Origin of the sequence: Mucilaginibacter sp., from assembly GCF_028288225.1 — a bacterium.
Lineage (GTDB): Bacteria > Bacteroidota > Bacteroidia > Sphingobacteriales > Sphingobacteriaceae > Mucilaginibacter.
Genome location: NZ_JAQBOC010000051.1, coordinates 65,591 through 91,645 on the forward strand (window position 1 = coordinate 65,591; position 26,055 = coordinate 91,645).

The 26,055-nt window shown below is 41.9% G+C and carries 18 protein-coding genes; 11 read left to right on the plus strand and 7 right to left on the minus strand.

Features of this window, described 5'->3' with window-relative positions; genetic code table 11:
• Positions 1-41: 41 nt before the first annotated feature.
• The gene (locus JWQ54_RS15825) at positions 42-1,595 is read right to left on the minus strand and encodes a bifunctional response regulator/alkaline phosphatase family protein (RefSeq protein ID WP_299586530.1); all 1,554 of its coding nucleotides are present in this window, start codon (positions 1,593-1,595) and stop codon (positions 42-44) included.
• Between the two features lie 259 nt (positions 1,596-1,854).
• Between JWQ54_RS15825 and JWQ54_RS15830 the strand changes: the two genes are divergently transcribed.
• The 6 genes from JWQ54_RS15830 (at position 1,855) to JWQ54_RS15855 (ending at position 7,598) form a co-directional block, all read left to right on the plus strand.
• Complete coding sequence (locus tag JWQ54_RS15830; RefSeq protein WP_299586533.1) at positions 1,855-3,090, plus strand: HD domain-containing protein; 1,236 nt, start codon at positions 1,855-1,857, stop codon at positions 3,088-3,090.
• Positions 3,091-3,207: 117 nt separating this feature from the next.
• Entirely contained in the window at positions 3,208-4,248 is a 1,041-nt protein-coding gene (lpxD, locus tag JWQ54_RS15835) for a UDP-3-O-(3-hydroxymyristoyl)glucosamine N-acyltransferase (RefSeq protein WP_299586536.1), read from the plus strand.
• A 69-nt stretch (positions 4,249-4,317) separates the two neighbouring features.
• Entirely contained in the window at positions 4,318-5,727 is a 1,410-nt protein-coding gene (locus tag JWQ54_RS15840) for a bifunctional UDP-3-O-[3-hydroxymyristoyl] N-acetylglucosamine deacetylase/3-hydroxyacyl-ACP dehydratase (RefSeq protein WP_299586539.1), read from the plus strand.
• A complete protein-coding gene (gene lpxA, locus JWQ54_RS15845; protein ID WP_299586542.1) occupies positions 5,724-6,509 on the plus strand; it encodes an acyl-ACP--UDP-N-acetylglucosamine O-acyltransferase in 786 nt (261 codons plus the stop codon). Before JWQ54_RS15840 ends, lpxA begins: the two co-directional genes overlap by 4 nt.
• A 107-nt stretch (positions 6,510-6,616) precedes the next feature.
• Entirely contained in the window at positions 6,617-7,255 is a 639-nt protein-coding gene (locus JWQ54_RS15850) for an ATP-binding cassette domain-containing protein (RefSeq protein ID WP_299586545.1), read from the plus strand.
• Positions 7,256-7,289: 34 nt separating this feature from the next.
• Positions 7,290-7,598, plus strand: a complete 309-nt coding sequence (locus tag JWQ54_RS15855) for a HigA family addiction module antitoxin (RefSeq protein ID WP_299586548.1) — start codon at positions 7,290-7,292, stop codon at positions 7,596-7,598.
• Positions 7,599-7,683: 85 nt separating this feature from the next.
• On the opposite strand, the gene JWQ54_RS15860 is transcribed toward JWQ54_RS15855, so the two are convergent.
• Entirely contained in the window at positions 7,684-8,418 is a 735-nt protein-coding gene (locus tag JWQ54_RS15860; protein ID WP_299586550.1) for an acyl-CoA desaturase, read from the minus strand.
• 400 nt (positions 8,419-8,818) lie between these two features.
• Between JWQ54_RS15860 and JWQ54_RS15865 the strand changes: the two genes are divergently transcribed.
• Positions 8,819-14,926 carry an MBG domain-containing protein gene (locus JWQ54_RS15865; protein WP_299586552.1) on the plus strand — a complete coding sequence of 2,036 codons (6,108 nt, stop codon included), beginning with the start codon at positions 8,819-8,821 and terminating at the stop codon, positions 14,924-14,926.
• A gap of 120 nt (positions 14,927-15,046) precedes the next feature.
• Here JWQ54_RS15865 and JWQ54_RS15870 read toward each other — a convergent pair whose 3' ends face one another.
• A complete protein-coding gene (locus tag JWQ54_RS15870) occupies positions 15,047-15,505 on the minus strand; it encodes a PA2169 family four-helix-bundle protein (protein WP_299586555.1) in 459 nt (152 codons plus the stop codon).
• Positions 15,506-15,745: 240 nt separating this feature from the next.
• Here JWQ54_RS15870 and JWQ54_RS15875 point away from each other — a divergent pair, with 240 nt between their 5' ends.
• On the plus strand, positions 15,746-16,504 hold the full coding sequence (locus tag JWQ54_RS15875; protein ID WP_299586557.1) for a hypothetical protein: 759 nt from the start codon (positions 15,746-15,748) through the stop codon (positions 16,502-16,504).
• Positions 16,505-16,670: 166 nt separating this feature from the next.
• On the opposite strand, the gene rnc is transcribed toward JWQ54_RS15875, so the two are convergent.
• Genes rnc through JWQ54_RS15890 form a run of 3 tightly spaced genes read right to left on the minus strand, consistent with a single transcriptional unit; the run spans position 16,671 to position 18,916 of the window.
• Positions 16,671-17,396, minus strand: a complete 726-nt coding sequence (rnc, locus tag JWQ54_RS15880; RefSeq protein ID WP_299586559.1) for a ribonuclease III — start codon at positions 17,394-17,396, stop codon at positions 16,671-16,673.
• 8 nt (positions 17,397-17,404) lie between these two features.
• Positions 17,405-18,658 (minus strand): beta-ketoacyl-ACP synthase II, encoded by a 1,254-nt coding sequence (fabF, locus tag JWQ54_RS15885; protein ID WP_299586562.1) that lies wholly within the window; start codon positions 18,656-18,658, stop codon positions 17,405-17,407.
• 21 nt (positions 18,659-18,679) lie between these two features.
• Positions 18,680-18,916, minus strand: a complete 237-nt coding sequence (locus JWQ54_RS15890; RefSeq protein ID WP_031266521.1) for an acyl carrier protein — start codon at positions 18,914-18,916, stop codon at positions 18,680-18,682.
• 144 nt (positions 18,917-19,060) lie between these two features.
• Between JWQ54_RS15890 and JWQ54_RS15895 the strand changes: the two genes are divergently transcribed.
• Both JWQ54_RS15895 and pyk read left to right on the plus strand, forming a co-directional pair.
• A complete protein-coding gene (locus JWQ54_RS15895; protein WP_299586565.1) occupies positions 19,061-19,486 on the plus strand; it encodes an IPExxxVDY family protein in 426 nt (141 codons plus the stop codon).
• A gap of 68 nt (positions 19,487-19,554) precedes the next feature.
• Positions 19,555-20,991 carry a pyruvate kinase gene (gene pyk / locus JWQ54_RS15900; protein ID WP_299586567.1) on the plus strand — a complete coding sequence of 479 codons (1,437 nt, stop codon included), beginning with the start codon at positions 19,555-19,557 and terminating at the stop codon, positions 20,989-20,991.
• Positions 20,992-21,438: 447 nt separating this feature from the next.
• On the opposite strand, the gene JWQ54_RS15905 is transcribed toward pyk, so the two are convergent.
• A complete protein-coding gene (locus tag JWQ54_RS15905) occupies positions 21,439-21,960 on the minus strand; it encodes a thioredoxin family protein (protein ID WP_299586570.1) in 522 nt (173 codons plus the stop codon).
• 426 nt (positions 21,961-22,386) lie between these two features.
• Between JWQ54_RS15905 and JWQ54_RS15910 the strand changes: the two genes are divergently transcribed.
• Complete coding sequence (locus tag JWQ54_RS15910; protein ID WP_299586573.1) at positions 22,387-25,710, plus strand: vitamin B12-dependent ribonucleotide reductase; 3,324 nt, start codon at positions 22,387-22,389, stop codon at positions 25,708-25,710.
• Positions 25,711-26,055 lie beyond the last annotated feature (345 nt).

Consider the following 26,055-nt stretch of genomic DNA (forward strand, 5'->3'; position numbering starts at 1 on the left):
CAATGACATTAGGGATAACGATCAAAAATAAAAATAATATTTTATTTAGGCCCATAAACCGCAATCGGAATCAAAACTTCTTCTAACGAGATCCCGCCATGCTGGAAAGTTTCATTATAAAAGTTAACAAAATGATTGTAGTTGTTTGGATAAACAAAGTAGCTGTCTTCCTTGGCAAATACAAAGCTTGAGCTTACATGCAGCTTGGGCAGCATGGCATCGTGCGGATTACGAACATGAAATACTTCCTTCGGATTAAAATTCAGGTTTTTACCTTGTTTATACCGCAGGTTAGTATTGGTGTTCCTGTCGCCCACAATTTTACTCGGGTTCCTAACCCGGATAGTACCATGATCTGTAGTGATAACAACTCTTACTTGTTTTTGAGCCAAAAATTTAAGCAGGTCAAATAATGGCGAATGTTCAAACCATGATAGCGTTAATGAACGGTAGGCAGCATCATCGCTGGCCAGCTCACGGATCATCTGCATATCTGTACGTGCATGCGACAGCATATCAACAAAATTATAAACAACCACATTGAGCTCGTTTTGCATAAGGTTGTTTACCGATTCGTTTAAGGCACGGCCTTCATCAATATTTAAAATTTTATGATAAGAGTGTTTAACGTCCCTGCGCATTACACGCTTTAGCTGGTCGGTAATAAAATCTCCTTCATATAAATTTTTTCCACCTTCGTCTTCGTCATTCTGCCACATTTCGGGGTAGCGTTTTTCCATATCTAATGGCATCAGTCCCGAGAATATAGAATTACGTGCATATTGTGTAGCTGTTGGTAAAATGCTGTAATAAGCGTCCTCATCCTCCAGTCTGAAATATTCCGTTAAAATAGGGTTGATGATCTTAAACTGGTCGTAACGTAAATTATCTATCAGTATAAAAAATACCGGTCCCTTTCCATCAAGGAGAGGGAACACCTTCTTTTTAAATAATTGCGATGAATTGATAGGTGCGTTTTCCGGTTCTTTTAGCCACCTTATATAATTACGTTCAATAAATTTGCAGAACTGCACGTTTGCTTCTGCTTTTTGCAGGGTCAGGATCTCGTGCATCCCGGCATCTTCTAACTGCTCCAGCTCCAGTTCCCAATAAATAAGTTTTTTGTATACGTCAACCCATTCCTGGTAGCTCAGGTTTTCATTAAGGGTCATGCCCAGGTTCCTGAAATCCTGCTGATAAGCCATGGTAGTTTTTTCAGTAACCAGCCGTTTATTTTCGGTAAGCTTTTTTATGGTGAGCTGAATCTGTTTTGGGTTTACCGGCTTTATCAGGTAGTCATCAATTTTTGATCCTATGGCATCCTCCATCAGGTATTCCTCTTCGTTTTTTGTGATCAAAACAATGGGAACATCGTTATTGATATTTTTTATCTGCGACAATGTTTCCAGCCCGGTTAAGCCCGGCATATTTTCATCTAAAAAAACAAGATCAAAATGGTTATTTTTGAACGCTTCAACTGCATCGTTGCCATTGGTTACGGTTGTAAGCTTGTAGCCTTTTTCTGTTAAAAAAAGTACGTGGGGCTTTAAAAGGTCAATTTCATCATCGGCCCATAATATAGTGGTATCCTGCATGGTATATATTTTAAGTAGTATGTATAATCAGAATCAGCGTTTTCGGAAATTGAAGATCAACAGAATTGAAGTTGTTGAAGATATGGATTTTAATTAGCCTCATCCGGCTAATTCTTAAATTCTGAAAACTCTGATTCAGACTTATTAAACCCCAAAGCACGGCTTTTGTTGTTACTTATTAAAGGGATTAACATAAATTAACAAATATAAGACACAGCTTTTACCTTTATTTAACATTTTTGCACAGTTTATAACCACATTGAATAAAAAGAAAATAATTAACGACCCTGTTTACGGGTTTATCAGCATCCCAACGGAGCTGATATTCGACCTGATTGAACACCCTTATTTTCAGCGGTTACGATATATAAAACAAGTGGGCATGACCCACCTGGTATATCCGGGTGCCCTGCACACCCGCTTTCACCATGCGCTTGGGGCAATGCACTTAATGAGCATGGCCATTGAAACCCTGCGCAATAAGGAACACCAAATTAGTGAAGAAGAGGAAGAAGCTGTAACCATTGCCATATTACTGCATGATATTGGTCATGGCCCGTTTTCACATGCTTTAGAAGAGAGTATAGTTGAAAACATCTCGCACGAGGATATTTCTACTATGATAATGCAAAGGCTTAACCTGCAATTTAACGGAAAGCTTAGCATGGCTATAAATATTTTTGAAGGTAATTACCCGCGCCAGTTTTTGCACCAACTAGTATCCAGCCAGCTGGATATGGACAGGATGGATTATTTGAACCGCGACAGTTTTTTTACAGGCGTTTCTGAAGGAGTGATCAGCTCAGACCGCATAATAAAAATGCTTAACGTAGTTGATGACCAGATAGTGGTTGAAGAGAAAGGCATCTATTCAATTGAAAAGTTTTTAATTGCCCGCAGACTGATGTACTGGCAGGTTTACCTGCATAAAACAGTAATAGCTGCCGAACAGCTGCTGGTAAAAATACTTAAGCGCAGCCGCGAGCTGGCTTTAAGGGGCGAAGAGGTCTTTACAACACCTGCCCTGAGCAAATTTCTGAAAAAACCCATCAGCCGTGATGCTTTTATGAATGAGGACCATTACCTGGAAACCTTTGCAAGCCTTGATGATACCGATATTATGGCAGCGGTAAAAGTATGGGCAATGCACCCTGATTTTGTACTGTCAAAACTATGCACCGACCTTGTTCAGCGTGACTTGTACAAAGTTGATATTTCCAACGAACCGCCCGATAAAGAATTTATTGCCAAATTAACCAGGCATGCAATTGAAAAATATGGTATAAATGAGCACGATGCATCCTATTTTGTTTTTGAAGACACCATCCGCAACAAAGCCTATAAACCGGGCGATGGCAATATCCGGATCCTGATGAAAAATGGATCGATAAAAGATATTACGGCAGCCAGCGACAACTCAAATTTGGAGGCATTAGCAAAAACCGTAAAAAAATATATACTTTGTTATAAAAAGGAGTTGATTAGGTTGGATTGAGTTGGTTAGGTTGAGTAAGTTATCTATACATAGCTGAGTTCAACCTAATCAACCACTCACTTAATCAACCTAATCAACTAATTTTGTTACTACACTATTAAAAATTAAATTTGCCCGATGCAATTTACCGCACAGCAATTAGCTTTAATGCTTAATGGAACAGTTGAAGGTAACCCCTTAGTGCCGGTAAATCAACTGGGTAAGATAGAGGAAGCCCGGTCCGGATCACTTTCATTTTTGGCCAACCCAAAATATGAACAATACTTGTATACAACAGATGCGTCTGTTGTAATTGTAAATAACGACCAGGTGCTTTCTGCACCAGTTAAAGCCACGCTCATCCGCGTTGAAAATGCGTACAGTGCAATTTCCATTTTGCTTGAGAAGTACAACACCCTAAAATTAAACAAAAGCGGTATTGAGCAGCCCAGTTTTATCCACCCATCAGCAACCGTGGGCGAAAATGTATATATAGGTGCGTTTTCTTATATCGGTCCAAATGTTAAAATTGGCAATAACTGCAAAATTTACCCGCAAACTTATATTGCCGATGATGTTGAGCTTGCAGATAATGTAACCTTGTATGCAGGCGTAAAAATTTATTTTGACTGTAAAATTGGCAACAACGTAATTATTCACTCAGGTACTATAATTGGTGCCGATGGATTTGGTTTTGCCCCCGCAGGCGACGGTACTTATAGTAAAATAGCCCAAATAGGCAATGTAGTTATTGAGGATGATGTTGAAATAGGCTCAAATACAACTATAGACAGGGCAACCATGGGATCAACTATAATCCGCAAAGGGGTTAAGCTTGATAACCTGATACAGGTGGCCCATAATGTTGAGATAATGGCAAATACGGTGGTTGCTGCACAAACGGGCATTTCTGGCAGCACAAAGATTGGCGAAAATTGCATCATCGGCGGACAGGTGGGCGTTGTGGGCCACATAACTATCGCCAAAGGCACACAGATACAAGCACAATCAGGTATAAGCCGGTCTTTAACTGATGAAGGTAAGAAATGGATGGGCTCGCCGGCACAGCCTTATTCAAATCATATGCGCTCGCAAATTGTTATAAACCGTCTGCCTGAATTAGAGAGAAAAATTAACGAACTTGAAAAAATAATTACGGAATTGAAGAAAGGTCATTAGTGCGGATTTTTCCGTGTGCTGAGACCAATGACTTAATGACTAATGACCAATGACCAATGACCATAAAACATGAATGTAAAACAAAAAACTATTAAAGCGCCGGTTTCGGTTTCGGGCACAGGTTTACATACCGGTCAAAGCGTTACGATGACCTTTAATCCTGCCCCTGAAAATCATGGTTATAAATTCAGGCGGGTTGATATAGATGGATCACCGGTTATTGATGCCGATGTTGACAACGTAACGGATACCTCGCGGGGCACTACTATTTCGCAAAACGGAGCCAGTGTTAGCACTATAGAACACGTACTGGCGGCGTTGGTTGGCTTAGAAGTTGATAATGTGCTGATTGACATGGATGGCCCTGAAACCCCTATAATGGATGGCAGTTCCATCCAATTTGTTGATGCCATAAAAGATATGGGGCTTGTTGAACAAGAGGCCGATCGCGAATATTACCACATCCCTTATAACATTCATTACTCTGAACCCGACCGCAAGGTTGAAATGGTGGCCATGCCCCTGGATGATTATCGCTTTACCTGTATGGTTGATTATAACTCGCAGGTTTTAGGCAGCCAGCACGCCAGTATCTCAACCATGTCAGAGTTTATTAAAGAAATAGCCTCGTGCCGCACGTTTTGTTTTTTGCATGAGCTGGAAATGCTGTTAAAGCACGATCTTATAAAAGGCGGCGACCTAAACAACGCCATTGTAGTGGTTGATAAGGAAGTTGACGAGGAGGAATTAGCGCACCTGGCAAAAATATTTAACCGTAAAGATATAAAAGTAGCACCGCAGGGGATCCTCAACAACATTGAGCTTAGGCACCAAAACGAGCCTGCAAGGCATAAACTGCTTGATATGATAGGCGATCTGGCCCTGGTAGGCGTTCCATTACGCGGACATATTATGGCTGCCAGGCCCGGCCATGCAGCTAACGTAGCCTTTGCCAAAAAAATAAAAACCCTTATAAAAAAGGAAAGAAGCCGCAAGCATATAAAAATATACGACCCTAATACCAAGCCCGTGTATGATACCGTTCAGATCATGAACATTCTTCCGCACCGGCAGCCTATGTTAATGATAGATAAAATTCTTGAATTAACTAAAAGTCATGTTGTGGGGTTAAAAAATGTGACCATGAACGAGGAGATTTTCCGGGGGCATTTTCCCGGAACGCCATTGTTCCCGGGGGTACTGCAAATTGAAGCGATGGCACAAACAGGAGGCATATTAGTATTAAATACAGTGCCCGATCCTGAAAATTATATTACCTTGTTCCTTAAAATAGAAAATGCCCGGTTTAAGGCCCCGGTGGTGCCCGGCGATACCATTATTTTTCATTGCAGCCTGATGGCCCCGATAAGGCGCGGTATTGCACAAATGAAAGGAATAGGTATGGTTGGCGAACGCATAGTTGTTGAAGCTGAACTGATGGCACAAATAGTAAAAAGAACAAAAACTGAAGAAGCATGATCCAGCCCCTGGCATATATACATCCGCAGGCTAAAATAGCCGATAATGTGGTAATTGAACCATTTGTTACCATTCATAAGGATGTCGAAATTGGCGAAGGCACCTGGATAGGCTCCAACAGCACAATTATGGATGGCGCACGGATAGGTAAAAACTGCCGTGTTTTTCCTGGTGCAGTAATATCGGCCCCACCGCAAGATCTGAAATATCGTGGCGAGCAAAGCACTGTTTCGGTTGGCGACAATACCATCATCCGCGAATGCGTAACCCTTAACCGTGGCACTGCGCTTGATAAAAACACAACCACCATTGGCAGCAATTGCCTGTTGATGGCTTATGTGCACGTAGCGCACGATTGTGTTATAGGCGATAATGTGATCATAGCAAATTCGGTACAGCTTGCCGGACATATTAACGTGTATGATTATGCTTTTATTGGCGGTACATCAGCTGTGCACCAGTTTGTTGAGATAGGTGCACACAGCATGATCTCGGGCGGATCCCTTGTGCGTAAGGATGTCCCCCCGTTTACAAAGGCTGGCCGCGAACCATTATCATATATCGGTATAAATTCGGTAGGATTACGCCGCCGGGGATTTTCGGCAGCAACCATTAACGAGATCCAGGAAATTTACCGCATTATATTCCTTAAAAAATATAACATGACCAAAGCTCTTGATATAATCGAGGCTGAATTTAACCCAACTGTTGAGCGCGATGAGATCATTAATTTTGTTCAAAACTCACAACGGGGTATCATGAAGGGGTTTGGGAATAGTTAGTTGATAGTCCATGGTCGATAGTCCATGGACCATAGTTAAAATGTGTAACTTGTTTCATTAATCTCCACCAAAAATAGCCATGGTCCATCGACCATGGTCCATGGACTATGAAAATCTCCCTCCAAAACATTGGCCGCCGTTTTAACCGTGAGTGGATTTTCCGGGGAGTTGATCATACTTTTACTGATAATAAAACCTATGCTATCCTTGGGCCGAATGGTTCCGGCAAATCCACCTTGCTGCAGGTTCTGAATGGCAGCCTTGCGCCTTCTGTAGGGCAGCTCAATTATTTTTATAATGATGCCGGGGTGGAGATTACCGAGGTTTATAAGCACCTTAGCCTCGCCGCGCCTTACCTTGAATTAATTGAAGAATTTACGCTTGGCGAGGTCATAGATTTTCATTTTAAATTTAAACCTTATAAAGCCGGGATAGATAAAAATGAGGTGATTGAATTACTTGCCATGGACAGCAGTAAAAATAAAATGATCAAGTATTTCTCATCAGGGATGAAACAGCGGCTTAAATTGGCGCTTGCCTTTTGTTCAGATACACCCATGCTGATGCTTGATGAGCCAACCTCTAATTTAGACACCCAGGGTGTTGACTGGTATTTAAGCCTGGTACAAAAATTTGCCGCAAATCGCCTAACCATCATCTGCTCAAATCAGGAACATGAATATAGTTTTTGTGATGAGAGGTTGAACATAACGGATTATAAGGGAGAGGCGAAAGGTAAAAGGTAAAGGGCGAAAGGTATAAGAAAGAAAACTCTTAGATATGGAAAACAACATGCCACCGGTTCACCCCGGTGCAATTTTGAGGGAAGATATTTTAAAAGAAATGAAGCTGTCAATTACTAAAACAGCCCAAAATTTACAAGTTAGCCGTAAACAGCTGTCCGAAGTTGTTAATGAGGGGGCATCTATCTCAGCCGAAATGGCAGTGCGTCTTGAAGATGCTTTCGGAGTTAACGCTGAATTTTGGCTGGATATGCAAAAAGCCGATGATATTTGGAAAGTTAAACACAGTGGACGAGTACACGGGATTCACAGGATTTCTCCAGAACTAATAAGTCACGCTTCTTAAAATAATTCTGAAATTAAAAAAGCCCTGTAAAGTTTGAAAACTTCACAGGGCTTTCTCAGGCAAAACCTTTAACCTTTCAGCTCAATTACAAATATGCTTCTCTAAGCTTTATCAGCCGAATCCAGTGCATAAATTTCATTACCGGGTAAACCGGATCGAACTCAAACCATTTAGCAGCGAAATTGGCATTGTTTGGGCGCTTATGGTGATTGTTCTGGAACAGCTCACCCAGCATAAAGAAATCAAAAGGAGTTGAATTTTTTGATTTGTCGCCGTTATCAAAATTAGCATAACCATATTTATGGCCGCACCAGTTAACTATAGCCCCATGGATAGGCCCCATCATAAAATGAATTGGCAGCAGCAGGAACATCCACCAATGGGTGGCAAAAAACACGTAAAATGCTACATATAATACGCCAAATATAATTCGTGATACAAACGTTGAGCCCCAGTAATCCAGTAAGCGCCATTCGGGGTAGTTGCCTTTAAACTGTGCATCGGGCTCTTTTAAGCGTTTTTCGTAAAGCTTATAGCTCTGTGCCGTGCGCCACATCATTTGAAAAACGTCCCTGAAAAAATAAGGTGAATGCGGGTCTTTTTCCGTATCGCTGTAAGCATGGTGCTCACGATGCATTATGGCGTACGCCCGCGGATTTAAAAATGATGAACCCTGGCAAATAAAAGTTAACAGGTGAAAAACACGCTCGTTAAATTTATGCGTACTAAACATTTTGTGTGAAGCATACCGGTGCAAAAAAAATGTTTGAAAAAATAATGACAGAAACCAATGCGCAAGAAAGAATATGAGGATGATCACGAGGATATAATATAATTTGTAACGGAATTGTTTTTATAATCTGCAACAAAGATACAATTAAAATATTTTGGCGCGTATTTATATTGATATACCTGTTAATAAGGTGTACGGAATTAAGAGAATTTAGAGATTTTAAAAGGAGGAGGTGAAATTATTATTATCATATTAAAACGATCAAACTTTAACACAAACGAAAATAATAATTATTTATCATCGCTGTAATACTTTGAATACTTGTTGCTTATATTGCAACAGCAATACTTTTTCAAAATAAACATGCATAAAACGGCATTTTTTGACGAAGAAATATAAATTTTTTGATCAGGATGAATACAGTCCATTTATTATAATCCTGTTGACGAATAACCGGCTGTTATGCTTAAGGCCTTAATATCACAATATGAATAAAATTATACTTTTCCTGTTAGTATTTATATTTATTGTACCGGGATCCGATGCCAAATTTATACGCGTAAATAATAATCACTCTAATGGGTTTGCCAAAACAAATCAAGCCATTACATTTACTGCGATGGCTGCACAAAAGTACGGTGCGGCAGATCTGGATCCGGCCGCTAAGGCCAGTTCAGGTTTAGCCGTTACTTATACCAGCAACAACACAGCCGTTGCAACCATTGTAAGTGGCAAGATCCATATAATAGCAGCTGGCACAGCGATAATTACAGCAACACAGGCCGGAAACGCAAATTATAACGCAGCTGCAGCTGTTATGCAAACGCTAACGGTTAATAAAGCAGCATTAACTGTTATTGCTGCAAATCAAATAAAAACATATGGAGCCGCAAATCCTGTATTTGTAATTGCTTATGTAGGTTTTGTTAATGGCAATACTGAGGCCAGTTTAACTAAAAAGCCAACTGTTGCCACTACGGCAACAACAGCATCAGTACCGGGAAATTACCCTTTAACCCCGGACGGGGCTGTTTCTGCAAACTACACCTTTACCTATTTAGCAGGTAAAATAACCGTTAATAAAGCAACATTAACCGTTGTTGCGGCAAATCAGGTTAAAAGTTACGGAGCTGCAAACCCTGCATTTGTAATGGCATATGTGGGGTTTGTTAATGGCAATACCGAAGCCAGTTTAACCACAAAGCCAACTGTTACCACTACGGCAACAACAGCATCTGTACCGGGAAACTATCCTTTAACCCCTGGCGGGGCTGTTTCTGCAAACTACACCTTTACCTATTTAGCAGGTAAAATAACCATTAATAAAGCTGCTTTGATAATAAAAGCCGTAAACCAAACCAAAACCTATACAGCAGCCAACCCCGCTTTAGCAGTAACTTATACCGGTTTTGTAAATGGCAATACCGAGGCAACCTTAACAGCCAAGCCAACAATTACCACTACGGCAACAGCAGCGTCGCTGGTAGGAAGTTATCCGATAGCAGTGAGCGGGGCAGCAGCGGCAAATTATACCATCGCCTATGTTAACGGCACCTTAACTGTTACCAAGCCGGTATTAACAATAACAGCGGTAACCAAAACAAAAACCTACGGAGCGGCAAACCCCGCCTTAACACTTACCTATGCCGGTTTTGTAAATGGCAGTACAGACGCTAGTTTAACAACCAAACCAACAATAACAACAACAGCAACAACAACATCTCCAGCGGGAAGTTACCCGATAACGGTAAGCGGGGCAGTAGCAGCAAGCTACATTATTGTATATGTTAACAGTGCCTTAACCGTTAACAAAGCGCCGCTAACAGTTATCGCAGCTAACCAGGTAAAAACATATGGCGCGGCAAACCCCACATTTATAACAGCATATGTTGGCTTTGTTAACGGTAACACAGAGGCCAGTTTAGCCACAAAGCCAAAAGTTACTACAACGGCTACGACTGCGTCGGCGGTTGGCAGTTATCCGTTAATCCCGGATGGGGCGGCTTCTGCAAATTATACCTTCACTTATTTAGCAGGCAAAATAACAATAAACCCCGCACCTTTAACTATTGCCGCGATAAACCAATCAAGGGTTTACGGGGCGGTAAACCCCGCGTTTACAGCAAGTTATACAGGCTTTGTAAATGAAAATACCGAAACAAGCCTAACAACCAAACCGGCATTTGCAACTACAGCAACAGCCGCATCAATACCAGGGTCGTATCCAATAACAGCAAGCGGTGCTGCTTCGGCAAATTATACAATTAAATATATTGCAGGGGCACTAACAGTAAGTAAAGCCCCATTAATTATAACAGCCGAAAATAAAACAAAAGCTTACGGCGCGGCAAACCCGGCATTAACGGTAACTTATACCGGTTTTGTAAATGACAACACCACAGCAAGTTTAACTACACAGCCTACAGTATCTACAACAGCTACAACAACTTCAGCCGCAGGCAGCTATCCAATTACTGTAAGCGGGGCTGTTGCTGCAAACTATGCCATTACTTATGTGGCCGGTACTTTAAATGTAGCATCGGGCCTAAACGCGCCGCTTATCAGTTATTCAAACCCACAGCTTTATACAAGCGGGATTAAAATACCTGCATTGAGTGCAACCAATGCGGGCGGAGCAGTGCCTGCCGCCGCCTATGGGCAGGTTACCACATATGCAGGCAGCGGTACAATAGGTGCGGTTGACGGGACAGGTACGGCGGCCAGTTTTTCGTTACCTCAAGCTGTTGTATCTGATGTTGCCGGCAATCTTTATATTGCCGATGCAGGTAATAATATCATCAGGAAAATAACCCCTGCCGGCATAGTAACTACCATTGCCGGTAATGGTACAGGTGCTATAGTTAACGGAACCGGCACAGCAGCCAGCTTTGTTGACCCCAGATCAATAGCCATTGACCCGAGCGGTAATTTATATGTTGGTGAAGTAAACTATTTTGTTATCCGTAAAATAACCCCCGCCGGCGTGGTAACTACATTTGCGGGCAGTGGGACTTTTGGCACAGACAATGGCACAGGTACGGCTGCCAGTTTTGGTTATATTGACGGCTTAACCTGCGACCCCGAAGGGAATATTTATGTGGCCGATTCATATCATAACATTATCCGGAAAATAACTCCTGCCGCGGTGGTAACAACTTTTGCCGGCAGTGGTAATCAGGGATCATTAAACGGACCCGGTACGGTCGCCTATTTTCATAGCCCGCGTGGCATTGCCTCAGATGGTTCGGGTAATATTTATGTGGATGATGCTTTTAACTACCTGGTGCGTAAAATTACGCCCGCCGGGGTAGTGACCACATTAGCAGGCTCTGGGCGTAATGCATTTATTGACGGAAAAAACACTTCAGCAAGTTTTAGTGAATTAAACGGCATAACCACCGATATTTGGGGCAATATATACATAACCGATAGCCATTTTATAAGGATGATCACGCCCGATGGAACAGTTGTAACCATCGCGGGCAATCAGTCATCAGGCGCAATAAATGGTATAGGTTCCGCCGCACGCTTTTACAACCCGATGGGCTTAACCACAAACGGCTCCGGGAGTTTATATATTGCTGATAGTTATAACCGTGTCGTCAGGAAAATAAATTTAACCGGCTATGGTGTAAGCCCTGCCTTGCCTGCCGGTTTAAATATTGATGGGCCAACGGGTGTTATAAGTGGTACAACAGCAGTGGTAAGCCCGGCAACAACATACGTTGTAACCGCCGCTAACCTGGGTGGCAACAGTTTATTTAATTTAAATATTGCTGTTAATAACCCTGTAGCGGGTGCTGTTCCGGCAATAAGTTATAATCAGCCAGAGCCATATGTACTAGGTTTACCTATAACAATGTTAACCCCGGCAAATACTGGCGGTGCGGTTCCCCAGGCTATTTACGGTCAGGTGAGCCTGTTAGCAGGGAACAGCGCCGCGGGAGCCATTAATGGCACAGGTCCGGCAGCAAAATTTAGTAACCCTGTAGCCACCGCTACAGATAAGGCCGGTAATTTATATGTTGCCGATGCCTATAATAACCTTATCCGCAAAATAACTCCGGCTGGAGTAGTTAGTACATTTGCCGGAAGCGGTAATGCCAGTACCATAAATGGCACTGGCACCTCAGCAAGCTTTAATGCTCCCTGGGGCCTGGCTATTGATATATCGGGTAATATTTACGTTTCCGAATATGGCGGGAATGTTATTCGTAAAATAACACCGACGGCAGTTGTAACAACCTTTGCCGGCAGTGGCGCTGCAGGTTCGGCAGACGGTACCGGGATTGCTGCAACTTTTAAAAATCCTTATAATATAGCAATTGATGTATCAGGGAATTTGTACGTTGCCGACAATGGTAATAATAAGATCCGTAAAGTAACGCCTGAAGGTATTGTATCAACTCTTGCCGGAAATGGTATGGGCGGGGCTGATAACGGCACAGGCGCTGCGGCAACTTTTTTAACACCCCGCGGGGTTGTTGCCGATGCCGCCGGAAACGTTTATGTGGGCGACTCGGGTAACAACCTTATCCGCAAAATAACCGCGGCGGGTGTAGTAACAACCTTTGCTGGAAGCGGTACCGCAGGTAGTGCTAATGGTACCGGAACGGCAGCAAGTTTTTACAACCCCATGGGATTAGCTATTGACAAGGCGGGAAATATATATGTGGCTGATTCTTTTGGCGGATCAATTAGGAAAATAACCCCCGGCGGCGTAGTAACAACTGTAGCAAGCAGTCACATCTTCACTGTGCCATCATATAACACGGCTTCATTAATGACGCCCAGCTCTTTAGCTTTAGATGACATGGGCAACCTTTATATCAGTGATAGCGGAAACAACGAAATTGAAAAAATAAATATTACCGGCTACGGCATTTATCCGCCACTACCACAGACGTTGTCATTTGACGGCACAACAGGAGTAATTAGTGGTACCCCAACGGCAATAATACCAACAACCCCATTTACCATTACGGGCTATAATACAATGGGAAGCAGTTCGGTATCTGTTAGTTTCACTGTTAATTCATCAACAGTAGCAGCACCATCAATTAGTTATGGGGAAGCGCAAACATACACTAAAGATAACGCTATAGCACCTTTAAGCCCTGTAAACACCGGTGGTGCAGTACCTTTAAATACACAGCAGGCAGTAAGCACGTTTGCAGGAAGCGGGGTGGGTGCCTATTTGGATGGAAACGGAACTGCGGCAAGGTTTGCTGCAGGTGCTGGCAAAATGGTTTTTGATAAAGCGGGTAATATGTATTTGGCTGATCAGTTTAATTTTGTAATTCGAAAAATTACACCGGCAGGTGTTGTTAGCACGTTTGCCGGGAACCGCGACAATAATGGATTAGGTGATGGAACCGGTACAAACGCAGGCTTTATAAGCCCTAATGCTATTACCATTGATTCATCGGGCAATTTTTATGTTTCTGATGTGAGATACATAAGAAAAATAACTCCGGATGGTGTAGTAACTACGCTTGCCGGAGGCAGTAATACTTCATATGATGGGACGGGTTCCGCAGCAGGTTTTTCACAAATACAGGATCTTACTACAGACGCTTCGGGAAATATTATTGTTTTAGATTACGGAAAAATCAGGAAAATTACCCCGGCAGGGGTAGTAACAACGTTATTGTATAATAGCGGTTTAATTCTGGATTATGGAATAACTATAGATGGCGCAGGAAATTTATATACTACAGGATATGATGATGTAAACAAAATAACCCCCGATGGCACATTTACAACAATAGCCGGCCAGGTTTTTGGCTTTTATGGCTCAGCAATTAATGGAACGGGCAGCCAGGCCAGGTTTAATTTTACAGAGGGGATTGCTATAGATAAAGGAGGAGACTTATATATAGCCGACTCAGGTAACCAGCTTATTCGCAAAGTTACTCAAGCCGGGGTTGTAACTACTTATGCAGGTACTACGGCTGGCGTAATAAACTCAGACCTTGCAGGTTCACGTTTTAACAATCCTGCAGGTATGGCTTTTGATGCATCCGGCAATTTATATGTAAAAGACATGTATAATTTTATGATCAGAAAAATTGGGCCTACAGGTTATTCCATAAGTCCGGCTTTACCTTCCGGTTTAACTATTAACCCTATAACAGGTATTATAAGCGGTACGCCAACAGCTGTGCATGCAGCTACAAATTACACTATTACGGCCTATAATTCAGGAGGAACCAGTATTACCACATTAAACATTAAAGTAGACGTCGCGGCAACACAGGGTATGGCTTTAAGTTTCCAGGTTGATACTTTGGCTCTTGATGCAACCGGGCAACCTGCAGTAAAACATTCCATGTCGCCAAATGGTGATGGCGTGGGAGATGTGCTGATGGTTGATGGCATATTAAATTATCCGGATAATAAGCTGGTGTTAATGAGCAAAAGCGGACAAAAGGTATACGAAACGTCAGGTTACAACAATGTAAATAAAGTGTTTGACGGACATTCCAGCATTAACGGAACAATGCAGCACGCGGGCACTTATTTTTATATTTTGGAATATAAGGATAAAGGGATTTTAAGGCATAAAACGGGTTATTTCCTGATAAAATATTAGTAGAATAAGTGTAGCCATACTCACCAAACCCCCCAAGTTCTAAACAAAGGCTGCTCATAAAAGCAGCACTTGTTCAGAATTTGTTTATATCTAAACTGCAAATTAATCAGTCCTCAACATTTATGTCTCGCTATCGCGCAATGCTCTTATTTTGTTATGTGATGCTACAATGCCTTTTTGCTGGCGCAGCACAATTTCTTTAAATGCAGGAGACAAACCGCTATTTGGAGACAGGGCCGTTTGATATGCTTTTATTATAGCATCTTCACCGCGTTCACATTCTGCTAATATACTTTTACGGTTGTGCCCGCTAAAGGTAGCTTTAACATCAAGCCAAATGCGATGCAAGGTACCGCTCCCGCTCATGCTCATTTCAACTTCTCCGCCATTTTTATTTATAGCCGTACCAAGTTCATGCACATTTTCACGGCTATCATCCCTTAACTCCTTAAAAAGAACCTTTAGATCAAGATCTTTATCATTTAATTCTTTTGCCGCATGGGTGAAGCCAGCAACACGGTCGTTGTTAATTTCTATCAGGTCGTTTAATACCTCAATTGATTTTTCAATGGCTTCCATAGCTATAGTTTTTGAATATATAAAATGCACAACTATCCTGCCAAAAACTGGGATAATAATGGGGCTGCAATTAGTAAATAAGACAGTTTTTTTAGGGAATCGGAAAATAGATTTCCCGCCTGAATTTTGTGGTTTTGGCCTTCGATTATAGTTAACGAAATGCTAATCTACAACCGGTAACCACTCACTTTAACATTTTTTTACATTTACTCTGGCATACAATCTTTAACTTTGCCCCGGATGCGCTATAAAATTTTTACAATTATTCTGCTTTGCCTTAGCTCTTTGATTCAGGCGCAAGCCCAGCAAACGTTTGTTGTAAGGGGTGTTATATCAAGGAGCGTGAGTGTTGAAAGGATAGCCCAGGTGCTGATAACCAATTTGCGGAGCAGGGATATTAAAATGAGTGATGAGCTTGGATGGTTTTCTATCGATGCAACCATTGGTGATACCCTTATTTTTAGTAAAATTAATTATACAGACCAAAAGGTTGTAATTACCGCCAAGGCTGATATCCCCGTTTACATGCAGCCTGTTATCCAGCTTGACCAGGTTACTATAAAAGGCCAGACAAAGCGCCAGGAATTAAACGAAGTAATGGGCGAATATAGGAAGCAAGGCATTTATTACGATGGGAAACCACCGGTATTGTCTTTTTTAACATCGCCATTAACAGGGCTATATGAGCTTTTTGGTAAAGGCCCCAGCAATGCGCGCCGCTTTGCAAACTTCTCAAAGGGCGAACTTGAATATGCCGAGGTTAGGCGAAGATATAGTGTAGCGCTTGTAGCGCGGGTAACCAATACCAGTGATACCGTTGCGAAAAAGTTTATGGAATATTATACACCATCCTACGAAGACCTTAAAGGATGGAATGATTATGAACTAATAAAACAGATCAGGAAATCATACGAATTTTACGATAAATCAGCTGATAAAGAAAAACTACAGCAGCTTAACCAGCCGACATTTATCAAGCCAAAGCAGGATCAGCCGTAAGCATCCTGATCCATTGCCGTCTTGTTTTCAACGGATTAAAATCCGTTGTTACAATATTGTCCGAGGCTACGCCTCTGATGATTCATATGACTTTATACTAAAGCTTTTTTAAGACCCGCAGGCTCGAAGCATTTTGTAACGATGGGTTTCAACCCATCGAAATCCCTCAGATCCCCAGTGCTTCACAAGCTTTTTCGGCGGCAAGCTTTTCGGCGTTCTTTTTGCTGAATTCTTTTCCCTGCCCCATTACTTCACCGTCAATAAGGGCCTGTACAGTAAATAGCTTGACGTTTTCACCTTCCTCATTACTAACCAGGTCAAACGAAATATCCTTGCTGTGGCGCTGGCACCATTCAATCAGCTTACTTTTAAAATTACTTTCGGTTTGTTCGAGCGTATGAATATCCACATGCGATTTGATAATATGATTTACCAAAAAGCTGCGTGTAAAATCATAGCCCTTATCCAGGTATACTGCACCTATCAGCGCTTCAAAGGCATCACCAAGCAATGAGCCTTGTCTTGATGAGTTAAGCATGCGGCTATCATATTCTATCAGCTTATCAAAGCCAAGTTTACGGGCAAGTTGGTTAAGGTTATTCCTGCTTACAATTTTTGAGCGCAGCTCGGTTAAAAAGCCCTCGTCCTCATATGGATAAAGTTTAAAAAGCACTTCGGCAACTACGCTGCCCAGCACGGCATCGCCTAAAAATTCAAGTCGCTCATTACTGTTCTTAACTCCCTTTTTTATATTTTGCGCAACAGATTTATGCCGGAATGCCAGTTTGTATAACGACAAATTGCCCGGTACAAAACCGAGCAAATTTTTTAAAATCTTTACATATTTTCTATTGGGAGAGAAATATAGCTTGTAAAAACGACTTATAGGCATCCAGTGTATTATTCTTCGTACTTTTTAAATATCACAGAAGCGTTGTGCCCGCCAAAACCAAACCCATTGCTTTGTGCTATATTTACTACACGTTTCTGTGCCTTATTGAACGTAAAATTAATTTTTGGATCAAAAGCCGGATCATCAGTAAAATGATTGATCGTTGGCGGAACAATGTCATTTTTTAAAGCTAAAATAGCAGCAATGGCCTCAACCGCACCCGCAGCACCTAATAAATGCCCTGTCATTGATTTGGTTGAACTTATATTTATCCTGTAAATCTCATCGCCATAAACATCCTGTATGGCCTTAACCTCTTGCGGGTCGCCTATTGGCGTTGATGTACCATGCACATTTACATAATCAATATCTGCCGGTGTAATACCTGCATCTTCCAAAGCATGTCTCATTACCAGGGCAGCGCCTAATCCTTCCGGATGCGGGGCTGTCATGTGATAAGCATCGGCACTCATGCCGCCGCCAATCATTTCGGCATAAATTTTTGCTCCGCGTTTTTTAGCATGCTCCAGCTCTTCCAGTATAATAGTTCCTGCACCTTCACCTGCTACAAAGCCGTCCCTATCCAAATCAAAAGGACGTGATGCCGTTGCCGGATCATCATTACGGGTTGACAAGGCATGCATGGCGTTAAATCCGCCAATACCTGCTTCATTAATAATAGCTTCAGAACCTCCGCTTATAAACATATTAGCTTTACCCAGGCGGATATAATTAAATGAATCAATAAGCGAATTATTTGATGATGCGCAGGCAGAAACTGTAGAAAAGTTTGGTCCGCGTAAACCATATTTTATAGAGATATGGCCAGGGGCAATATCAGCTATCATTTTTGGAATAAAGAACGGGTTAAAACGTGGTGTACCATCGCCTTTAGCAAAGTTTACAACCTCATCTAAAAACGTTTTTAAACCACCTATGCCCGAACCCCAGATAACGCCGATACGATTGGTATCAAGCAAATCAAAATTCAGCCCTGCATCTTTTACCGCTTCTTCTGTTGAAAATAGGGCATATTGAACAAAGGGATCAAGCTTTCGTGCATCTTTCCGGCCTAAAAAGGCATCCGCATCAAAGTTTTTTACTTCGCACGCAAATTTGGTTTTGAACTTCTCAGTATCAAAACTCTTAATCAAGGCAGCGCCACTCACACCATTAAGTAATGATTCCCAGTATTCAGGAACGTTATTACCAATTGGGGTGAGTGCTCCAAGCCCGGTTACAACAACTCTTTTAAACTCCATTTAATAAGGTTGGGGGAGTTCTTATTTAACGTTTTTTTCAAGGTAAGCAACAGCCTGACCTACAGTTCCGATAGTTTCGGCCTGATCGTCAGGAATAGCTACGTTAAATTCTTTTTCAAACTCCATGATTAATTCCACGGTGTCCAACGAGTCAGCACCAAGATCATTGGTGAAGCTAGCTTCGGGTGTAACTTCACTTTCGTCAACACCTAATTTTTCTACGATAATAGCTTTTACTCTTGAAGCGATATCAGACATAGTCTTATAGTTTAAATGATTAAATAAATTCAGTGCAAAGAAAAATAAATTCTGTTAAATATCAAATCTAAAAACTTTTGCATTATATGCAACAATATTTTATTGCAAGTGTTTCGATTTTGTATTTTTACCGCTGCAAAAGTAATGATTTTGAACAGGAAATTTTTAAAGTTTGAGATCGATCTTGATTTTGTTCTCATTGCGGTCACAACTTCGCTGAAAGATTATCGCGTTTGTTATCTGATTAACAAGGCTTTAAGCTTCAATTTGGTAAAAATTCCCGATCTGGAAGTTGACATTAACCACGGAATTGAGCCTGTTTTATTTTCTATTTATCACTATAATTGGGAAGCAACAGGGACTGATTTTTATTTTATCGCCAATAAAGGCTCTGACGGTTATCTGATACCCGAGATGCGGAAGGCAGATTATTTTCTGTTGATAAAAAATTATATCGATGAGAATGACCTTGATAACCTAATTTCAGCTTTAAATAAGATACCGGAAATTGTTGCCGCAGTAAAGATTGATCCTAAAAAAATAAAATCACGTGAAAATCTCTTATTTTAGCGCAAATTTTTAAAAGTGTTACAGGTACACTAAACATAACCTTTATAAGCTGCATTAACCAAGTAAGTATGAAATTATATTATAACCGGACTAAAATCGTTGCCACAATGGGGCCCGCTTCGGCAAAAAAAGAAGTTTTGTTAGCCATGATACAGGCTGGCGTTAACATTTGCCGTTTAAACTTTTCGCATGGAAAAGCACAGGATCATAAAGCAGTGATTGATACCATTCGCGAAATAAATGCAGAATATAAAACCAATGTAGGCATATTAGCCGACCTGCAGGGACCTAAGATCCGCATAGGCCTGGTAAAAGACGGCGGCATTCACCTGGTTAACGGAACCCGTATAAATATTACCACGCATGAGCTGATTGGTGATGATAACCAGATCTACATAACTTATGATACCTTCCCGCAGGATGTACAGCCGGATGAAATTATTTTGCTCGATGACGGAAAGATCCAGATGAAGGTTATTGAAACCAACAAAGTTGATACCGTTGTTTGCGAAATTGTACACGGCGGGATCTTAACATCGCGTAAAGGTGTTAACCTGCCAAACACAAAAGTATCAATCCCAAGCCTAACAGAGGAGGACCTTGAAAACCTTAAATATGCTTTGGATTGGGACGTAGATTGGATAGGCCTTTCATTTGTACGTACCGGCCAGGATATACTTGAATTAAAGAAAATAATTGCTGATAGCGGCAAAGCTGCCAAAGTAATTGCCAAGGTTGAAAAGCCTGAGGCTATTGATAATATTGATGAAATAATTGCTGCTACTGATGGCGTAATGGTTGCCCGTGGCGACCTGGGCGTTGAAATGCCGCTGGAAGAAGTGCCATTATTGCAAAAAATGATTGCGCGCAAATGCCGTGAAGCATCAAAACCGGTAATTGTTGCTACGCAGATGCTTGAATCAATGATCACAACACCACGCCCAACCCGTGCAGAGGTGAACGACGTTGCCAACTCTGTACTTGATGGCGCTGATGCAGTAATGCTTAGTGGAGAAACTTCGGTTGGTGAGTTCCCGGTAATAGTTATTGAAACAATGGCAAAAATTATTCGCAATGTTGAAGATCTGGGCTATCCTTTCAACACCGATAAAGCGGCGAATACTGATACAAAATCTGTTGATTATTTAAGTGATGCTGTATGTGGTTCGGCGGTTTATTTGGCTGAGCATACCAATGCACTAGGTATTGTATCAATGACAACCTCAGGGTATACCGCCTTTGAAATATCAAGCTACAGGCCAAAAGCCGGCACTTATATTTTTACCGCCAACAAGCACCTTTTAAATGCATTAAGCCTACTATGGGGCGTACGTACCTTTTATTATGACAAGGAAGAAAGCACCGACCAAACTATAAGCGATGTAAATAACATGCTTAAAGCGGCTAACCTGGTACAGGAAGGTGATGTGGTAATTAACACAGCTTCGGTGCCAATTTCAAAAAGGGCCAAAACCAATATGCTTAAGGTTACTGTTATTGAATAATGGGTTGACTAAGTTGATTAAGTGAGCGGTTGATTAAGTTTTTTTAAATTTAACTACTCACTTAATCAACCCAATCAACCACTCACTAAATATTAATACACCTCCGCCTGGCAGGCTTTTACCCGTAATTTATTTAAATTGGCGAAGTAATAGTCCCAACAAATTCTTAAAGTTTTCATATTGTCACTTTTTTGTTATACCAATTAGGACTACAATAACGAAGCCAAAGTTTAATTAGTATTATATTTATGTAAAAATATAATACATTTCTAAAATAATGATGGGTGTGAAACCTGTCGTGTTAGAAGGGTTTCTTTAAAAGCCCGGGTAGTGCGATTTCTCTCGTGAGAGGGGTGGATGGGTGTGTTCTTCCGCTGCTTATCCCACTTCCTGTCCTGTGGCGAGCTGTGAGGACACAGCCAGCGGGGATGATCAAAGATTAATATCTTATTTCGCCTTCTCGTAACTCTTCGGGTCAATTGCTGCCGGCGACCAATCCTTAAAAAAGCCCATCACTTTTTCTTTGCTATGGCCTTTGCCTTCTTCCAAATAGCTTGAATTTTCGGTATTTAACCGGTTGCCTTTATCATCAAGCACCACAAATACCGGGAAGCCAAAGCGCTGCGGATAGCCCAGCTCTGCAAGCAGCTTATCGTTAGTGTTCTCTTTGCTGTAATTTACGTGTACAATAACATAGTTATCGCGTACATATTTATCCAGGTCAGGATCGCGGGTAACCAGGTCGTTAAACCGGATACACCAAATACACCAGTTGCCGCCAATTTGCAGCAACACATTTTTATGCCCGGCAGATGCCTTTTTTACCGCATTGGCAATATCGGCCTTAGCATCTGCTTCAGGATGATAGAGTTTGGCGGTGTCGGTTAGCTTAACAGGGGCGGCTGCGGTTTGTGCTTTTACGCCAAAACCTATTATTACGAATGATGCAATAAACAATAGCCTTTTCATATCTAATATTGATGTTATGATCTACTAAATTCTGCAATTTTAATGAATTGCACAAGTTGGTCAGCCTTATAATAGTTGTTTAATATTTAAAGGAGCACGTGGATACTACCCTATTCCGTTAAACAGGATTAAAGCAATATGCAATAAATTGTTATTTGTGCTAATGTGACATGCCCCGGCCACATTTTTAGCAAACGCTTTGGTCGAATTCAATTCGACCCGCCCGTTCATCCACAAAATCACTTTTCAACACATTTAAATGGCTGTAAGTTAATAATTTGACCAATATTACGCTATAAGCAGGCACCTTCTTCACACAGTGTGGAAAACTCTGAATTGAATTCCATTGCCATGTGTATGTAGCTTTACGTAAAACCCCTATAGTTTTTCTTAACTGAATATTCTACTTACTACACTTGTATTAAAATGGGAGACGACATCTACAAAAAAGCAATCACCGAAAACGGCAAAGGATTAAAAGTTGAAAGGTATTTTACCAAAGAAGGGATCAGCGTTTTTGATCTGTTTAAATATGAAAAACGGTCATCGGTAATCCGCAATCCATCCGGCGATGCGGTATTTGAAATGAGCGATGTAGAAGTGCCTGCCACATGGAGCCAGGTGGCTACCGATATATTAGCGCAAAAATATTTCCGCAAGGCCGGTGTGCCACTGCCTGATGGAACCACAGGGTCTGAAAATAGCATTAAACAGGTTGCCCACCGTATGGCTGCCTGCTGGATGGAATGGGGAGAACGCTACGGTTATTTTGCCACCCCAACCGATGCTGAGATCTTTTATGATGAAATAGTTTATACTGTTGCCGGGCAGCTGGCCGCGCCAAACTCACCGCAATGGTTTAATACCGGCTTGTATAACTCATACGGCATTACCGGGAAGCCGCAGGGGCATTACTATGTAGACCCAACAACAGAGAAGTTAAGCAAATCAACATCGGCGTATGAGCGCCCGCAGCCGCATGCCTGTTTTATTCTTTCTGTTGATGATGATTTGGTGAATGAAGGTGGTATTATGGATCTGTGGGTACGCGAGGCACGCATTTTTAAATACGGATCGGGTGTTGGCACCAATTATTCAAAGATCAGGGGTGATAGTGAAAAACTTGCAGGCGGTGGTTATTCATCAGGCCTGATGTCGTTCCTTAAAATAGGCGACAGGGCAGCCGGCGCTATCAAATCAGGCGGGACTACCCGCAGGGCAGCCAAAATGGTTTGCCTGGATTTGGACCACCCCGAAATAGAAAGCTTTGTAAACTGGAAGGTTGAAGAAGAAAAGAAAGTGGCTGCATTGATAGCAGCCGGATACTCGTCTGACTATGAAGGCGAAGCTTATAAAACTGTATCCGGGCAAAATTCAAATAACTCGGTACGCATTCCTAACAGTTTTTTTAAGGCTTTAAAAGATGGCAAGCCATGGGACTTAACCAGCAGGATGACAGGCAAGGCTGTTAAATCTATCTCATCACAAAAATTATGGGATGAGATTGCCTTTGCAGCCTGGGCCTGTGCTGATCCGGGGGTACAGTTTGACAGCACGATAAACGAATGGCATACTTGTCCGGAAGGCGGCAGGATCAATGCATCCAACCCATGTTCGGAATATATGTTTTTGGATAATACGGCATGTAACCTGGCCTCCATCAACCTTGCCCATTTCTTTGATCCCAAGACCCGTGTGTTTGATGTGAAAGGCTTTGAGCATGCCTGCCGCATCTGGACCATAGTATTAGAGATCTCTGTACTGATGGCGCAGTTCCCGTCTAAGGAAGTTGCACAGTTATCATATGATTATCGCACATTAGGTTTAGGTTATGCTAATCTTGGTTCGGCATTGATGCTGAACGGGATCCCTTACGACAGCAAAAAGGCCCGCGCTATCAGTGGCGCCATTACCGCTATCATGACTGGCACTGCCTACGCAACCTCGGCCGAGATGGCAAGGGAATTGGGTACTTTTAGTTGTTATGAAGATAACAAACAGCATATGCTGCGTGTAATGCGCAACCACCGTTATGCTGCCTATAACTCTACCGGGAACTATGAAGGCCTGGAAATAACTCCTCCGGGAATTGAACAGGCCGATTGTCCTGATTACCTGTTATCCGCCGCATGCAATGCCTGGGATAAGGCAGTTGAAATGGGCGAGCGGTACGGATACCGCAATGCACAAACTACTGTTATTGCCCCAACGGGTACTATCGGCCTTGTTATGGATTGTGATACCACAGGCATTGAGCCAGATTTTGCTTTGGTAAAGTTTAAAAAACTATCGGGCGGCGGTTATTTTAAGATCATTAACCAGGCAGTGCCCGAGGCTTTAAGAAATTTGGGTTATGCAAGTCATGAAGTTACCGCAATTGTAAACTATGCCAAAGGTGCAGCCACCTTAAAAGGCGCTCCGCATATTAATACCGATTCGCTTAGAGCAAAAGGTTTAACTGATGATGAGCTGAAGAAACTTGACAAAGGTCTTATTGCTGCCTTCGAAATTAGTTTTGCCTTTAATATCTGGTCGCTTGGCGAAGATTGTTTAAAACGCCTTGGCTTTAAAGCAGAGCAATATAACGCTACTGATTTTAATGTATTAAAAGGATTAGGTTTTAGCCGCAAGGAGATTGCCGAAGCTAATGAGTATATCTGCGGTACTATGACCATTGAGGGTGCCCCTTATTTAAAAACCGAGCATTACCCAATATTTGACTGTGCCAATAAGTGCGGCGTAAAAGGCGAGCGTTATATCCACTCGCACGGGCATATAAAAATGATGGCTGCAGCACAGCCGTTCTTGTCAGGCGCTATTTCAAAAACCATCAACCTGCCCAATGAGGCTAACGTTGATGAGATAAAAGATTGTTATGAGCTATCGTGGCAATTAGGCTTAAAAGCCAATGCGCTTTATCGCGATGGCTGTAAATTGTCGCAGCCGTTATCTACAAAATCAGATACAAAAGAAGCCGTAAGTGACGAAAAGCTGGATACTGTTGAAGAGGTTTTGGGCCAGGCTGCCAATGTAAAATTGAGCGATTTGACCAGCGAGCAGGTGATAGAAGCGGCTATGGCGATAATGGAAAAATCAAAGGACACTAACTTTATGCGCCAGCTCTCAAGGGTGGTGCAAAAGAAGAGTTTGCCGTTTAAACGGAGGGGCTATACGCAAAAAGCAAGTATTGACGGGCAAACAGTGTTTGTTCGTACCGGTGAGTATGAAGATGGCACTTTGGGCGAAATCTTTGTGGATATGCACAAAGAGGGTGCCACCTTCCGCTCATTGATGAACTGTTTTGCCATTGCCGTTTCGGTGGGATTGCAGTATGGCGTGCCGTTGGAGGAATATGTAGAGAAGTTCACCTTTACCCGCTTTGAGCCTGCCGGTATGGTGGTTGGTCATGCCAATATTAAAAGTGCGACAAGTATTATTGATTATATTTTCAGAATGCTGGGTTACGAATATCAAAACCGTACAGACCTTGTACACGTAATAACAGAGCAAAATGGTGTTATTGGCAACCCGCAAATGGACGACAGTGATTTTAATACCGATGAGAGCAATGTTTATCAGCCCATACCAGTTGATAGTAGCAGTAGCAGCATTAAGAAGCAATATAGTGTTGACCTGAGCATGGGTGTACAAAGCGATGCCCCGGCCTGCAATAGCTGCGGACATACTACCATACGCTCGGGAACTTGCTATAAATGTTTAAATTGCGGTAGTTCGATGGGATGCTCGTAAGGAGAGGCGAAAGGATAAAGGTTAAAGGCGAAAGGCAATGAAGCGAAAGGCAATGACTAATGACGGATGACCAATGACCTTCTAAAACAGGCGTTTTGTGTTCAGTTTTATAGTTTAATTTTAGTTAGCCCCGGAGTAGTTTGCCGGGGCTTTTTTGTGGGGGTATGTTATGGCTGTTGGGGGGGCGGTCGGAAGAGACCTAATGAAATAGATATTAACATTCTTTAACATGTTAAAATAATTGGTTAATCGTAAATTGCTTAGCTTCACCTAGTGATAACCTTATTAACCATGCTCCGTAAACCTTTAACTTTCCATATTTTAATTTTAAGGCAATGACACTGA